Consider the following 14054-nt stretch of genomic DNA (forward strand, 5'->3'; position numbering starts at 1 on the left):
TCTGTCTTAAGCCTGTAAAAGAGATGACCCCGTATGAATAAAACCATTCTTCACAAGGATGCAGTCGCTAATATCAATCCTTGGCGTATGCTCACGTGGCTCCTGATTGCCCAGATTATGGTGGCATTCGTCGGCAGAAGCCTTGCGCCGCTCGGGGTGCTGATAGGAGAAGACCTGTCGCTGACCAAAGCACAGATCGGCATGCTCCCGGCGGCACTATTTTTAGGGCAGTCTTTGGTCTCGATTCCAGCCGGTTTTGTGGTTGATAGAATCGGATCGAAAAAACTGCTCTTTCTTTTGTCCCTCTGTCTGGGTCTGTCTTTTATTCTCATGACAGTCACTTCGATTTATGCGGTAGTGCTGTTCATGGTGGTGCTGGGAGGAATCGGGTATGGAACGATGCATCCGACGTCCAATAAAGGCATTATCTACTGGTTTTCCGAAAAGCGCGGAACAGCCATGGGAATAAAGCAGATGGGCGTAACTTTAGGTTCCGCACTGGCGGCACTTCTGCTGCTTCCCGCTGCTGTTGCATGGGGATGGCGACCAGTCTTGTTCGGTGCTTGTGCACTGTTGATCATCACGGGAATGCTCGCCTACAGGTTCTACCATGACCCGCCGGCAGCAGAAGCGAAAGGCGCAGAAAAACCTACCCGATTGTTTGCCTCAATTCTTCAGATGTTCAACGAAAAGCCCCTAGTTCTGGTTAGTCTTGCAGCGATGGGCCTTAGCGGGAGCCAGCTTATTTTAAATACTTATATCGTCCTGTTCGCCTACGAGCATCTTGGCATCAGTCTTGTTCTGGCAGGCATGCTGCTGGTCATTTCCGAAGTCAGCGGTTCGTTCGGCCGTGTCGCATGGGGAGTCATCAGCGATAACTTGTTTGGCGGCAAAAGAATCATTGTCCTGGTCATCATCGCTTCCCTGTCGATCCTGACATCCCTGGTCATCAGCCAGCTTCCTGCAGGAACCCCGTTCTGGCTCATGGTGCCGATCACTGTGCTGTTCGGCTTCTGTATTTCCGGCTTCAACGGCATTTGGATGAACGCTGCGACAGAGCTGGTGCCGATTGAACAGGCAGGAATCGCCAGCGGCTTCAGTTTGACCCTTGGTTCATGGGGGGTCATCATCGGACCGCCGCTGTTCGGGTATATCGTCGATGTCACCGGTGCATTCACGTTTGGCTGGCTGTTCCTTGCACTCATGCTTGCGGCAGTCATCGCTCTGTTGCTTTTGGCGATGGTCATCGTGAAAAAAGAAAATCAGAGCAGCGAAATTGAAAAATGAGAGCAGAAGAAATTCGACAGGAGGAATTTGGGTGGATATAGATCTAAGAGAGATTGAAACACAACAAGCCTATAAATTGATGTCTGGCTCGGTTGTCCCGCGAGCGATTGCCTGGGTATCGAGCATCGATGCAGAAGGGCAGCGGAATCTCGCGCCTTTCAGCTTTTTCACTGTCGCCTCCAGAAATCCGCCGATGCTGTGCATTTCAATCGGGCCAGGTGTTGGGGAACGTGAAGGTACCATCAAAGATACGCTGGAAAATATCCGGACGCAAAAGCAATATATCATCAATATCGTCAATACGGAATTGGGCAACGAAATGCATGAAAGCGCTAAAAATTTTCCGAGCGACGTGGATGAGTTCAAAGCCGCAGGAGTAACGGCGGCTGACAGTGTATCGGTCGCTCCGCCGCGGGTGAGGGAAGCGCCTATTTCATTCGAGCTTGAACTCGACCGCATCATCGAGCTCGGAAGCGACCATTTGATTCTTGGGAAAATCGTGCATTACCATATCAAAGATGATTATTACCTCGGCAACTATAAAGTTGATCTGGAAAAGCTGAAGCCGCTTGGGCGTTTGGCCAACCGCTACAGTGAAGTACAGGAGCTTTTTACATTGCCGCGGGAAAACTGACAGGAGGTGCCGAAGCATGGAAAAAGTGGTTTTGACGGATGTTACCGGACGTGATGGCTTTCAAATGGAAAAGCAGTGGATTGAAACCGAAGACAAGGTAAAAATCATTAATGGCATCATTGGTGCAGGAATCACACGCATTGAAGCGACTTCCTTTGTGTCGCCAAAAGCTATTCCGCAGATGAAAGATGCAAAGGAAGTCATCAGCAGGCTTAACCGGGGAGCGGTCGACATTATCGCTCTTGTGCCAAACACCAAAGGCGCTGAACGCGCGTTGGAGGCAGGAGTAGATGAAATCAATGTGGTCATGTCCATCAGTGAATCGCATAACAACAAGAACGTCAATAAATCCGTGGACGAATCAATAGAGGGCATTTTGGAAATCAGCCGGCTGATGCCTACCGACAAAATCATCATCAGTCTGGCAACTACATTCGGCTGTCCGTTTGAAGGCTTATATGATGTTGGAAAAGTGGCAGCTGTTATTGAACGCCTGAAGCGGGGTGGGCTGAACCGCTTTACGCTCGCGGATACGACCGGAATGGCAAGTCCGGCTCAAATCAGCAAGTTTGTCGAAGGCCTCAAAAAGGACCATACTGATAGCCATTTTGCACTCCATCTACATAATACACGAGGCATGGGGCTTGCCAATTTATATGCAGGCTATCAGTCTGGCATCCGTCACTTCGATGCTGCTCTCGGGGGCATTGGCGGCTGTCCCTTTGCCCCGGGGGCGAGCGGCAATATCTGTCTGGAGGATACGGTGCATATGCTCAAGTTCATGGGAATCTCGGCAGGTGCTAATATCGACAAGTTGATAGGAACTTCCAAACAGCTGGAACGGATTTTAGGGTATCAACTGCCGGGGCAGGTCATGAAAGCAGGCCTATCTACAGATACGGTAGCTATCTGAGAAAAGAGTAGAGAATAGATTTCATAAGACGAACCGCCCTAAGAGATATGGGGCGGGTCGCTTTGCGTTTATCTACTAAATCTGGAATTCGAGAGAGAATCCTGGCTTACTTTTCCCAAACTAGATGCTTCTGTTCCTTCTCATTCCCACTCAACTGAAAAACATCCGTGCGCGAATAATGCCCGGATGCGTCAAAGTCGAACTGATTCTCGGCGATTTTGTCGATGTCGAGTTTCGGCATAGAGGATCCTTTTTTCTCCATAGATGGGCTCTACGATCTATTCTCCTAGTGATCCTGCGATGCAGCTTCCACCGCGGGACACTTCCTCCAGCTTGAATTTGTTGGTTTTTTTCATCTATCTCTTCCTTTCATATCTTATTCAATTCTAACGTTGTTATAATATTCTTATAACTGAATAAAAAATGCAGTTTTTAATCAATAAAGGAGGCATTACATGAAACCAAAAGTTTATATTGCACGAAAGATCTCAAAAGAAGTGGAAGAATATATCGGAAAGCATTGCGATTACAGAAAGTGGCAGGGAGAAGGGGCCATCCCGCTGGATGTCTTAATAGAAGAAATAAAGGATGTCGACGGGGTGCTGGTGCAGCATGCGCCCATCACACATGAATTGCTGGAGCAGGCACCCAATCTGAAAATCATCAGCAATTCGGCGGTAGGCTATGACTCCTTCGACCTGGAAGCCATGAAACAGCATAAGGTGCTCGGCACGCATACACCTTTTGTGCTGGATGAAACGGTGGCGGATTTGGCCTTCAGCTTGATGCTTGCGACAGCGAGGCGAGTGCCCGAGCTGAACAACTTCGTTAAACAGGGGAAATGGGATAAACAAACGGATTCTCGGCACCTGTTCGGCATCGATGTGCACCACGCGACGATGGGCATCATCGGCATGGGCCGCATCGGCGAGAAGATTGTCAGAAGAGCGAGATTCGGTTTTGAAATGGAAGTCCTCTACAATAGCAGGACGCCGAAACCCGCTCTCGAAGAAAAATACGGCATCGTCTACAGCGAACTGAACGCCTTACTGGAGAAATCCGATTTCGTCGTCCTGATCGTGCCTTTGACGCCGGAGACCCATCACCTGATGGGGCAGCAGCAATTTGAAAAGATGAAGAACAGCGCGATTTTGATCAATTGTGCCAGAGGGGCCGTGGTGGATGAGAAAGCTTTGATCGACGCTCTGGAGAAAGGGGAGATTCGCGGAGCGGGACTGGATGTCTTTGAAGAGGAACCTGTGAGCCCCGATAACCCGCTGCTCAGGATGGATCAGGTCGTCGCCCTCCCGCATATCGGCTCGGCCACCGAACAAACGCGCGCAGCGATGCTCATGAAAGCGGCAGAAAACCTGGTAGAGGGTGTGACAGGCAAGGTCCCCCAGAACGTAGTCAAAGAATTGCAGGAACTGCTGGAGAATTAAACATAGCGATACTTCCGCAAATCTGACGGATAAAAAACTCCATACAAAAAGGCCAAAGAACTGATCTGAGCTTCTTTGGCCTTTTCATATGTATTAGGGAAACCTTATGCTTCCTTTGCTTCTTTTTTGGAAGCGCGTAAATATTCGAGCCAGAAAATCCAGAGGGTCACAGCAACGCCGATCCACAGGGAGGAACTCGTGAGGGAAATGCTGTTGCGGGGTTCTCCGCCAAGCACCGTCAATACGGCTAGTACGATCAGTGGCACCACAATCATCAGCAGCGGAAAAATAATCATATAACGTTTCTTTTCCCGCTGCTGTTTAAGCGTCAGTGCACTAAGGACAACCATAAGCGCAATAACCGCGAACAGGATCCACGGCGGAATGCCAAGCGCATCCAGCGTTCCCGGGAAATAATCATTGACCAGGAGTGTACATAGATTAACCAATAAGATGGCAATAATCAGCCAGTATGTCTTCAAACTAAAAATCCTTTCGGTGATGGCATACTAGTCTGCCTTTTTCCAAGTGTAACAAAAAGTATTGGATATTACAGGTAAGAGGTTTTGTTGCGTGAAGTATTATTGTCTCATTTCAATTTAAACAATGAAGAAGAATTTTTCTTGAAAAGAAAATGTTAGAATAAAGGGAATTGAACGTTTTCAAATCATAAGCAACTTTAAATTTCGAGAAGCAGGTGAAAAAATATGAAGAAAAATATACATGTAGTGGGAGCAGTAATTACAAACGGCAATAAAATATTATGTGCGCAGCGCGGTATGGAAAAAAGTTTGCCTGGCTTATGGGAATTTCCAGGTGGAAAGATTGAAGAACCTGAAACGCCTCAAGCAGCGTTACAAAGAGAAATTCAAGAAGAAATGCGTTGCCAGGTAGCGATTGGTGAGCAAGTAGAACATACGGTGCACGAATACGATTTCGGAGTTGTTCATTTGACCACGTTTTATTGCCAACTAGTTGAAGGAACTCCGGTGTTAACGGAGCATATTGCGATTCAGTGGTTAGAAGCATATGAGCTAGAGCAGCTCGAATGGGCTCCGGCAGATATACCGGCCATCCGAAAATTAAAGCGGACGTACCAAGCCCAAAAATAAGAGAGACAGTTGAGAGAAAAGCGGGGGACGGAAATGAACTTTCTTCAGAATTTAGAAGACTCTATCTACAAAGGTTTCATCGATCAAACAAAACCTAGCGGAGAACGCTTTAAACCGACTTTGCTGATCAATAATACAAAGACAAATGAGACCGTATTGAATTCCATCACTGAAGAGCTGGATAGCTGTCAATCCTTTCTCTTTTCTGTAGCTTTTGTGACTGAAAGTGGCTTGGCGACTTTAAAAACCCATTTATCAGATCTTGACCGCCAAGGCATTAAAGGAAGAATATTAACCTCAACTTTTCTGAATTTCAATCAACCGAAAGTATTCAAGGAACTCTTGAAAATTAACAATGTGGAAGTCCGATTGTCGAGTATGAAAGGCTTTCATTCTAAGGGCTATATTTTTTCTCATGAAACGCACCAAACCTTAATCGTCGGAAGTTCCAATTTAACTGCGCAAGCTCTAAAGGTAAATTACGAGTGGAATATCAAATTGAGTTCTCATGAAAATGGGGAATTGGTTTCCCATTTCTATCAGCAATTCGAAGAGGTCTGGGAGAACGCCCAACCCTTATCCGAACAGTGGATTACGCGATATGAACAATCCTATGTGCCGATTGAATACCGTAAAGAGCTAAAGAATATTGCTGAGTTTCCAGAGGTGTATACAGAAAACCCGTTAGAAGAAGCGGTTACTATTAAACCAAATAAGATGCAAACTGCGGCTCTTCAGGAAATACAAGCGGTACGGGAAGCTGGGAATGACAAAGGATTGGTTATTTCAGCGACGGGCACTGGGAAAACTTATTTATCGGCTTTTGACGTGCGTAACTTTGCCCCAAAACGAATGTTGTTTATCGTTCACCGAGAACAAATTCTCCAGAAAGCCAAGTCAGATTTCATCCGGATACTAGGTGGGATAGAACAAGATTTTGGGATTCTATCGGGGAATTTAAGAGAGACAAACGCGCGTTATTTATTTGCGACCATCCAAACGATTTCAAAAGAAGCGACGCTCAAGCAACTAGATCCACAAGCTTTCGATTATATTTTAATTGATGAAGTGCATAAAGCCGGTGCGAAATCGTATCAGAAAGTCATTGAGCATTTCCAGCCGAAGTTCCTGATGGGAATGACTGCGACGCCTGAACGTACTGATGATTTCAATATCTACGAGCTATTCGATTATAATGTAGCCTACGAAATTCGCTTACAGGAAGCACTGGAAGAAGACATGCTTTGTCCGTTCCATTACTTTGGAGTGACTGACGTCGAATATGAAGAAGGTGTGATTGATGAAGCGACGGTTTTTTCAAAACTAGTAACGGGAGAACGTGTCGATCATATTTTGCAAAAGGTCGATTATTACGGTCATTCAGGCGAAAAAGTAAGAGGTCTCATGTTCTGCAGCCGAAAAGAAGAAGCGGTGAAGCTTTCAGAAGAGCTGAATCGTCGCGGATTAAAAACGGTCGCCTTGACTGGGCAAAATTCTCAGGAAGAGCGCATTCTGCAAGTTGAACGGCTAGAAAATGGTGTCATTAACTATATTTTGACTGTGGATATTTTCAATGAGGGGATAGACATTCCAAGTGTCAACCAAGTAGTCATGCTGAGACAAACACAGTCGAGCATTATCTTTATCCAGCAGCTTGGTCGCGGACTTCGTAAGCATGGATCAAAGGAATTTGTGACGATCATCGACTTTATCGGAAACTACAAAAACAATTACCTGATTCCCGTGGCTTTGTCCGGTGAACGTTCGCAAAACAAAGACAATATCCGTCGTCGAATGAAAGACACCAGCTATATCAAGGGGATTTCCACTGTGAATTTTGAAGAGATTGCGAAAAATCGTGTGTTCTCAGCGATTAAGAAGAGTAATTTAAACGATATGAAGATTCTTCGCGAAGCTTATATTGAGCTAAAAAACAGAATTGGACATATTCCGCAGCTTCAGGATTTTATCCAACACAACTCAATCGACCCTTTGGTGATTGTTCAAAAATACACAAATTATTATCAATTTTTACTGAAACTTAAAGAGATTGATCCGTTAATAACGGTCTATGAAGAGCAGGTCTTGACGATGTTGTCATTGGAAATTTTGAATGGCAAGCGACTGCACGAAATTCTGCTGCTCGAATTATTGCTGGAAAAAGACCAAGTCACGATGCAGGCATTTGAACAATCGATAAGATCTCATAATTGCTCTGTAGGCCCAGAAACCTTAGCTTCGGTGCAGCGTGTGTTGGACTTGAGTTTCTACAATCAAGGCCCTCGAAAAAAATATGGCAATAAACCACTTGTGGTCTTTGAGGAAAATGGTATTCAACTTAATAGGGAAATTCAAGCCAGCCTGAAGCAGAATCCAAGCTTTAAAGCAATGCTGATAGATATCGTCATCAGTGCGAAAGAGTTAAGCAAAAGCTATAGATGCGATCAATCTTTGACACTCTACAAAAAATATACCCGCAAAGATGCATGTCGCTTATTGAACTGGACAAGCGATGAGAGCTCAACGATTTATGGGTATAAAACGAAGCATGGTACCTGTCCAATTTTTGTTACCTATCATAAAAATGATGAAGTAGAGTCGAGTGTTGCCTATACAGAAGGATTTGTAAGCCCGGATATCTTCAAATGGTCGACGCGTAGTAATCGAACGCTGGCGTCTGCGGAAGTAAAAACCATCATAGACGCTGCTGAAAATCATATTGACCTTCATTTATTCATCAAAAAAGATGATGACGAAGGCGGCGATTTCTATTACCTAGGGCAAGTTCTTCCGGACAAGATAAGCGTTGAGCAAGCGTTCATGAAAGATAAAAACTTAAAGGATATCCCCGTGGTTCATATGCATTTAGCTTTGGAAAACACGGTGGAAGGGAAGTTGTATCGCTACATTGCAAGCGAGGAAAGTTGATAGTCCTGTCTCCTTTTACTCTAACTTCTCCTATCTCTAAAGTAACCAGACACCCGCTATCCAGCGAAAGTCGGAACTTACTTTAGAGGAGGACGAAAAATGAAGGAGTACTACGTTAAGAAAATCCAGCACCCGCAAGAAGGCGAGCTCTATCAATTTCTGGAACTAGATGCCCAGACAGGCGAGGAACAGGCCATCAATCCGTTTGAAACGGGGATGCTGCAGCTCTATGCGGAGAAGGAGCCAGCACCTGAAATCTTTTCCATCACCTCCAAACGCGGGGCGGATGCGACCGGATTTTACCGGGACGCGAAATTTGTCGTGCAGCGGGGATCCAAGTTTGCGGCGTCAACTTCGCCGAAATGCCCTCAAAAATACATCAAGCTGCGCGAGAACTTAGTGCTGGATAAGTTGCTTGTGCCGTTCGAGCATCAACTCCTGTTGATGGAAGACACCGAGTTTGATTCGCCGATGATGGCGATGGGCGCAGTGATCGGCGGCTGGGTACGAGGATCGCATGATTGGAAAGAAACGTGAAAAAGCGGAAGGGCTGATTTTAGCCCTTCCGCTTTTTGTATTTTTAGCCTGAACTTACAATTTAACGATGGTCCGCCCCAAATGCTGGCCATTCTTGATGGCGTCGATCGCCTCGGTCAATTCTTCCAGTGAAATTTCGTTCACCAGTGTCGTGTCGGCGATGTTCCATTCGCTGGCCATCTTCTCCCAAATGCTTCCGCGCTTCTCGATCGGCACATTGACAGAGTCGATGCCGAGCAGGTTGACGGCTCTCAGGATGAACGGCAGGACAGTGGTGTTCACTGGAAGGCCGCCCGCGTTGCCGCACATGCTCATGCTGCCGCCGTAGGAAATCTGCGGAATCAATGCAGAGGCCACATCTCCGCCGACCGTATCCAGCACATAGTCGAAACGGGTCTTGGCGAGTGGCTTCTTGGCGTCTCCGAGCTGGTCTGCAAAAACAACATTGGCTGCGCCCAGTGATTTGGCGACTTCTTCCTGATGCTCTTTCCGCACCAAAGCGGAGACGTTTTTATAGCCGATTTTAGAGAGGATCTGTAAGGCGATGCTGCCGACTCCGCCGGTTGAGCCCGTCACCAGTATTTCCGGATTGTCTGCAACGTTCATCCCGTTCTTCTCGAGTGCAAGAATGGAAAGTGCTGCAGTGAATCCGGCCGTGCCGAATACCATGGCATCCTTCAAGCTCATAGTATCTGGCAATGGCACAATCCACTCCGCAGGGACGCGTGCGTATTCTGAAAAGCCGCCTGTATGGCTCATGCCCATCGTAAATCCGGTCACGATCACTTCCTGGCCTTCTGTAAAGCGCGAGTCTTTCGATTCCACGATGGTGCCGCTCAAATCGATTCCCGGAATCATCGGGTAATTTCGGATGACCCCTGAATTTTTCTGGACAGCCAGCATATCTTTGTAATTGATCGACGAATAAGCGACTTTGATCAGGACATCCCCTTCGGAAAGTTGATCTGCAGTTACTTCTTCCAACCCATAGACGATCTGGTCTTCCTGTTCCTTAACTCTGATGGCTTTGAATGAGTTCACATTAATTTCCCCTTCCAGTACCTTAGTTTTGCAGCAAAACTGCTTGAATACAAAATCTACCATTCTAAAGCGGATACCGTCAATCTGGAGAGGCCGGAATGGCTCTGTACTTTCTGGAATTCCGCATTAAAAAACAAGCTTCTCACAGGAAAATGGTATATTTATTTTAATTGATTTTACATAAAGAGGAGGACCACTATGGAAACAGTCTATTTGGCAGGCGGATGTTTATGGGGAGTGCAGGCTTTCATCAAAACTTTGCCCGGGGTCGAGTCCACGGAAGCAGGAAGGGCCAATGGAACAAGTTCTCTGCTCGAGAGTGATTACGATGGCTATGCCGAATGTGTCAAAACCACTTTTGACCCGGCCGTCGTATCAATCCCGGGATTGATGGAGTATTTATTTGAAATCATCGATCCAACCAGTTTGAACAAACAAGGCGAAGATGTTGGCGAGAAATACAGAACGGGCATTTACAGCGAAAATCCTGCCCATCTAACAGAGGCGAAGGCATTCATTGGGGAAAGAAATGATTCGGATCTTATCGTGGTCGAAGTTTTGCCGCTTACAAACTATGTGAGAAGTGCAGAAGAACATCAGGACCGGTTAGCCAGATGCCCAACTGATTACTGTCATATTCCAGAAGAATTGATGAATAAGTATAAATAAAGCTGGATTGTCAGATTTCCTCCGCTTCATCCAGAACGTTTAATTGAGAACAATTATCACTTGTTGTATAGTAGATGTAACAGAGAAAGATAATTCAGGGGGAAAATAGATTATGCAAATTTACTGGACGAAAATAAACAAGATCATTGAAGAAACACCAGAGGTCAGAACCTACCTTCTGGATCGCCCGGAAGAATTCACCTGGCAGGAAGGTTCCCATACCCATTTCGCTTTGGAAGGCTTTAACGCTGGAGAGAAACCAAACCGCGGATTGATCCGCCATATGTCCATCTCTACATTGCCGCATGAAAATTCGATCGGCATCACGACACGCATCAGAGAGCAGTGTTCTGAATTTAAAGCGGCTCTAAGAAACCTCGGAGTCGGCGATGAAGTGGCGATCTTTAAAACGCACTCGAATGTCCCGCTCAAAAGAGAAGACAAAAATGTCTACCTGTTGTCATCGGGTGTCGGCCTGGCAACGTTCAGACCGCTTGTGCTGGATTATTTCGAGTGTGCCGACCAGGTCAATCAAATCCATTCGTTGAACATCGACTCATCTAAAGATTTCCTGTTCACGGATGTCTTTGAATCCGCACCTGACAAGAAGTTCACCTCACAATTCGTCGATAACCGCCGCGACTATTACGAAGAGGTGAAGAATCTTGCTGCAGACAGGGATGGCCTTTTCTATGTTGTCGGAAGCGACGACTTCCTTATGGAAAACATTAAATTGTTGCGTGAGCAGGGCGTCAAGACCGAACAGATCATGCTCGACAAGCGTGAACAGTCGCTGCCTGACTTCTTATCAGTTGATTTGGCAGTTTAAGCGGGAGCATCAATTTTACTTAAAAATCCCTAAGCATGACTGCGATTAGTTGAATGAAAAACAGAAAGCCTAATTCCCCGTTCAAGAAACGGCTGGATTAGGCTTTTTTGTCTTTTAACATCCGTAAGCTCATATATGCATATGGCTTGAATCACAAAAGTTTCAGCAGTTCTAGTGGGTTCGTCTCAGTTTCTTTTTCAGGTTCAGCTGTTTCTTCTTTTTCTTTTCTGAGACCAGCGGCTTCGGCGCCGGATTGTACTCATCGTCATACAGTCCGGTATAGCGCTGGTACCAGGTGAATAGGTGGACGAGAAACACTTTGGTGACGGCGTAGGCCGGGATTCCGAGAATGACGCCGGGAATGCCGAAGAGATTTCCCGCCGTCAACAAGACAGCGATGATGGTGACGGGATGGATATTCAGGTTGCTGCCGAGAATGAGCGGCTGGATGACGCGCCCTTCCAATGTCTGTTCGATGAAGAAGACAATCAGCACTTTGGCAAGCATGATGGGCGGATGCAGCACGATGGCGATGATGACAATCGGGAAGAAAGCGATAAAGGTGCCCAGAAAAGGAATCAGGTTTAAAGCGCCGGCTGTAATAGCCAGTATCAATGCATATTCGAGGCCGATGATGCTGAAGCCGATCCAAAAAATCAGGCCGACGAAAAAAGCCACGAGCAGCTGGCCCCGGATATACTGGCTGATCTGCAGGTTCGTTTCGCGCAGCAGCAGGTAAGTATGCTCGCGCATTCTCGAAGGGACCAGCTTCATGATGTGGTAAGGCAGGTGATGGCCATCCTTCAAGAGGTAGAAAAGGATGAAGGGCGTTGTGATGATGGCCAGCACGGTGGTCGACAGGATGCCGAAGATACTGCCGATGCCGGTGACCGTCGTATCGACAACATCGTCCGCCTGGTCCGTAATGGAAGTGGACAGGCTGTCATCTTCACCTGTCAGCTGCATCTGGAGCTGTGACAGCAAATCGCTTTGGAAAAAGGCGTCGATCTGTGAGATGAAGCTGGTTAAATACTCTTGCCAGTTGTCCAAAAGGCTGAGCGTCTGTTCCCGGATAATCGGGATCAAAGTCGCGATGCCCCACGCCAACAATGCGGCGATCACGACAAAGACGATGGTGATGCCGCCAGCGCGCGGGATGTTTTTCGTTTCCATCCAATCGATGAATGGATTCAGCAGGTAGTACAAGACACCAGCCATAATCAGCGGCAGCCCCATGACATCAAAAAAAGCGACAAGCGGCTGGAAGATAAAGCTGACTTTCGGCAGCAGCAGTAAATTCAGCAGAATCAATAGGACAATGATCAGTACGGATACCGCTTTGTTGTTCAGCACCCATTTCGCAAACCAGGAAGCTGCATGGCTTAGCGCGTTTTTGTTTTTGTCCTGCTCCATCACGTGCACCTCTTTCCCGAATAAACCTGTTTCAGCTGCGTGGAACCGATATCCTTTTATATGTTTAAAATACCCGTATCGCGCATTTTCACACCGATTCGAATTTTTATTTTGTCATCACCGATACGATTTCTTCAACTTCTCTGTGGATAGCGAACGACAACTTTCCGTAATAGTTTATCCACATGTGGATAAGCGGTAAAGAATGACGAAACGGCAAAGTTATCCCCGTTTCAAGCTGAAATCATCCACATATCCAAGATTCCGTCGGATAACTCGACGGGTTTTTCATTTATTGCCGTTTTTTTCTTGAGGATTGGGGATAACCTGTTGAATCCATCGAAGCGATTGAGTAGATTTTCATTTCCCGGGAAATCTTTCGGAACTTCCATCCAATTGACCCGTAGAATAGACAAGAGCTCAGGAGGTGCGGCATATGGAAGTTTTACTTATTTGGCTGGCCATTATTTTCGGCTTCGGATTTTTAAGGATATTTTTGAGAAATCGGTTCGGCATTGATGAGGAAGAGCGGGCGGGTATCCAGGTAAGGCGGTTCGAACGCTGGAACGGCTGGGTGATGCTGGGAGCGATTATTGTGTTGTTTATGCTTCTTCCGGATTCGCTGGAAGTGTTTTTCTCTTGGCTGATGATCGTTTTCCTCATCGTAAACGGGGTACAAGTTTTTCTGGAATGGAAATACTTGCAAGAATCCCGAAAATATCAAGTATCGCTTATCTATTTTGCGATTACAGTGCTGGCTGTCGTGTTGTTCATCAGCTATGTCGGATGGCAAATAGGGTAGCATCAAAAGTTCAGTTCGATAGATGCGAAGTAATGATTGGGGAGTGAGTGAAGTGGATGCGTTGATTTTGATCGGGTTCTTCATCAGCATGGCACTAGTCGTCCTGATGCTGAAAAAGCTGGAAAAAAAGTATGGGGTAGACCGGGCAGAAGCTGGAGAGCCATTGAAGAAAATCGAACGCTCGGCAGGTTGGATCAGCGGGATCAGTTTAATCGGACTTATTGGCCTGGCGACAGCTGGGGTAGCGATCAACTACATGATTGTCCTGTTGTGCTTTGGAGGATTAGCTGTACTTCAAACTTTGATCGAATGGAAATACGTCGGGAATTCACGACGCTCTCTTGTCAGCTTACTGCTGACGATTGTGTTCATCCTGTCCATACTGGGTCTGATGGGCTTAGCGGAATGGACAGCTGTGGATTTATAGAAGAAAAGAATAAGCTTTAC

Annotated in this window: 15 protein-coding genes; 11 read left to right on the forward strand and 4 right to left on the reverse strand. The window is 46.4% G+C overall.

The window, feature by feature from the left end; genetic code table 11:
• The first annotated feature begins 33 nt into the window (after positions 1–33).
• Genes ACRC6Q_RS01605 through ACRC6Q_RS01615 form a run of 3 tightly spaced genes read left to right on the forward strand, consistent with a single transcriptional unit; the run spans position 34 to position 2834 of the window.
• A complete protein-coding gene (locus ACRC6Q_RS01605) occupies positions 34–1287 on the forward strand; it encodes an MFS transporter (protein ID WP_431465631.1) in 1254 nt (417 codons plus the stop codon).
• Positions 1288–1318: 31 nt separating this feature from the next.
• A complete protein-coding gene (locus ACRC6Q_RS01610; protein ID WP_431465632.1) occupies positions 1319–1921 on the forward strand; it encodes a flavin reductase family protein in 603 nt (200 codons plus the stop codon).
• 16 nt (positions 1922–1937) lie between these two features.
• On the forward strand, positions 1938–2834 hold the full coding sequence (locus ACRC6Q_RS01615) for a hydroxymethylglutaryl-CoA lyase (RefSeq protein ID WP_431465633.1): 897 nt from the start codon (positions 1938–1940) through the stop codon (positions 2832–2834).
• Positions 2835–2940: 106 nt separating this feature from the next.
• Here ACRC6Q_RS01615 and ACRC6Q_RS01620 read toward each other — a convergent pair whose 3' ends face one another.
• Positions 2941–3096: a hypothetical protein gene (locus ACRC6Q_RS01620; protein ID WP_431465634.1), complete on the reverse strand. Its 156-nt coding sequence runs from the start codon at positions 3094–3096 to the stop codon at positions 2941–2943.
• A 193-nt stretch (positions 3097–3289) separates the two neighbouring features.
• On the opposite strand from ACRC6Q_RS01620, the gene ACRC6Q_RS01625 reads away from it, so the two are divergent.
• Positions 3290–4276 (forward strand): 2-hydroxyacid dehydrogenase, encoded by a 987-nt coding sequence (locus ACRC6Q_RS01625; RefSeq protein WP_431465635.1) that lies wholly within the window; start codon positions 3290–3292, stop codon positions 4274–4276.
• 104 nt (positions 4277–4380) lie between these two features.
• Here ACRC6Q_RS01625 and ACRC6Q_RS01630 read toward each other — a convergent pair whose 3' ends face one another.
• Positions 4381–4758: a hypothetical protein gene (locus ACRC6Q_RS01630; protein WP_431465636.1), complete on the reverse strand. Its 378-nt coding sequence runs from the start codon at positions 4756–4758 to the stop codon at positions 4381–4383.
• Between the two features lie 225 nt (positions 4759–4983).
• Between ACRC6Q_RS01630 and ACRC6Q_RS01635 the strand changes: the two genes are divergently transcribed.
• The 3 genes from ACRC6Q_RS01635 to ACRC6Q_RS01645 all read left to right on the forward strand — a co-directional run bounded on the left by ACRC6Q_RS01635 (position 4984) and on the right by ACRC6Q_RS01645 (position 8853).
• Positions 4984–5388, forward strand: a complete 405-nt coding sequence (locus tag ACRC6Q_RS01635; RefSeq protein WP_223636687.1) for a (deoxy)nucleoside triphosphate pyrophosphohydrolase — start codon at positions 4984–4986, stop codon at positions 5386–5388.
• Positions 5389–5421: 33 nt separating this feature from the next.
• Positions 5422–8316: a DUF3427 domain-containing protein gene (locus tag ACRC6Q_RS01640; protein ID WP_431465637.1), complete on the forward strand. Its 2895-nt coding sequence runs from the start codon at positions 5422–5424 to the stop codon at positions 8314–8316.
• 99 nt (positions 8317–8415) lie between these two features.
• Positions 8416–8853, forward strand: a complete 438-nt coding sequence (locus tag ACRC6Q_RS01645; RefSeq protein ID WP_223636691.1) for a methionine sulfoxide reductase — start codon at positions 8416–8418, stop codon at positions 8851–8853.
• Between the two features lie 54 nt (positions 8854–8907).
• Here the strand turns inward: ACRC6Q_RS01645 and ACRC6Q_RS01650 are convergent, their stop codons facing one another.
• The gene (locus ACRC6Q_RS01650; protein WP_431465638.1) at positions 8908–9894 is read right to left on the reverse strand and encodes a YhdH/YhfP family quinone oxidoreductase; all 987 of its coding nucleotides are present in this window, start codon (positions 9892–9894) and stop codon (positions 8908–8910) included.
• A gap of 198 nt (positions 9895–10092) precedes the next feature.
• Here ACRC6Q_RS01650 and ACRC6Q_RS01655 point away from each other — a divergent pair, with 198 nt between their 5' ends.
• Complete coding sequence (locus ACRC6Q_RS01655) at positions 10093–10563, forward strand: peptide-methionine (S)-S-oxide reductase (RefSeq protein WP_431465639.1); 471 nt, start codon at positions 10093–10095, stop codon at positions 10561–10563.
• 112 nt (positions 10564–10675) lie between these two features.
• A complete protein-coding gene (locus tag ACRC6Q_RS01660; RefSeq protein WP_431465640.1) occupies positions 10676–11392 on the forward strand; it encodes a dihydropteridine reductase in 717 nt (238 codons plus the stop codon).
• Positions 11393–11563: 171 nt separating this feature from the next.
• Here the strand turns inward: ACRC6Q_RS01660 and ACRC6Q_RS01665 are convergent, their stop codons facing one another.
• Positions 11564–12805 carry an AI-2E family transporter gene (locus ACRC6Q_RS01665; RefSeq protein WP_431465641.1) on the reverse strand — a complete coding sequence of 414 codons (1242 nt, stop codon included), beginning with the start codon at positions 12803–12805 and terminating at the stop codon, positions 11564–11566.
• Positions 12806–13241: 436 nt separating this feature from the next.
• Here ACRC6Q_RS01665 and ACRC6Q_RS01670 point away from each other — a divergent pair, with 436 nt between their 5' ends.
• Positions 13242–13607, forward strand: coding sequence for a DUF4181 domain-containing protein (locus ACRC6Q_RS01670; protein ID WP_431465642.1), 366 nt, complete (start codon positions 13242–13244; stop codon positions 13605–13607).
• A 52-nt stretch (positions 13608–13659) separates the two neighbouring features.
• Complete coding sequence (locus ACRC6Q_RS01675) at positions 13660–14034, forward strand: hypothetical protein (RefSeq protein WP_223636705.1); 375 nt, start codon at positions 13660–13662, stop codon at positions 14032–14034.
• Positions 14035–14054: the final 20 nt, after the last annotated feature.

It is taken from the genome of Planococcus sp. SE5232 (assembly GCF_050686535.1).
Taxonomy (GTDB): Bacteria; Bacillota; Bacilli; order Bacillales_A; family Planococcaceae; genus Planococcus.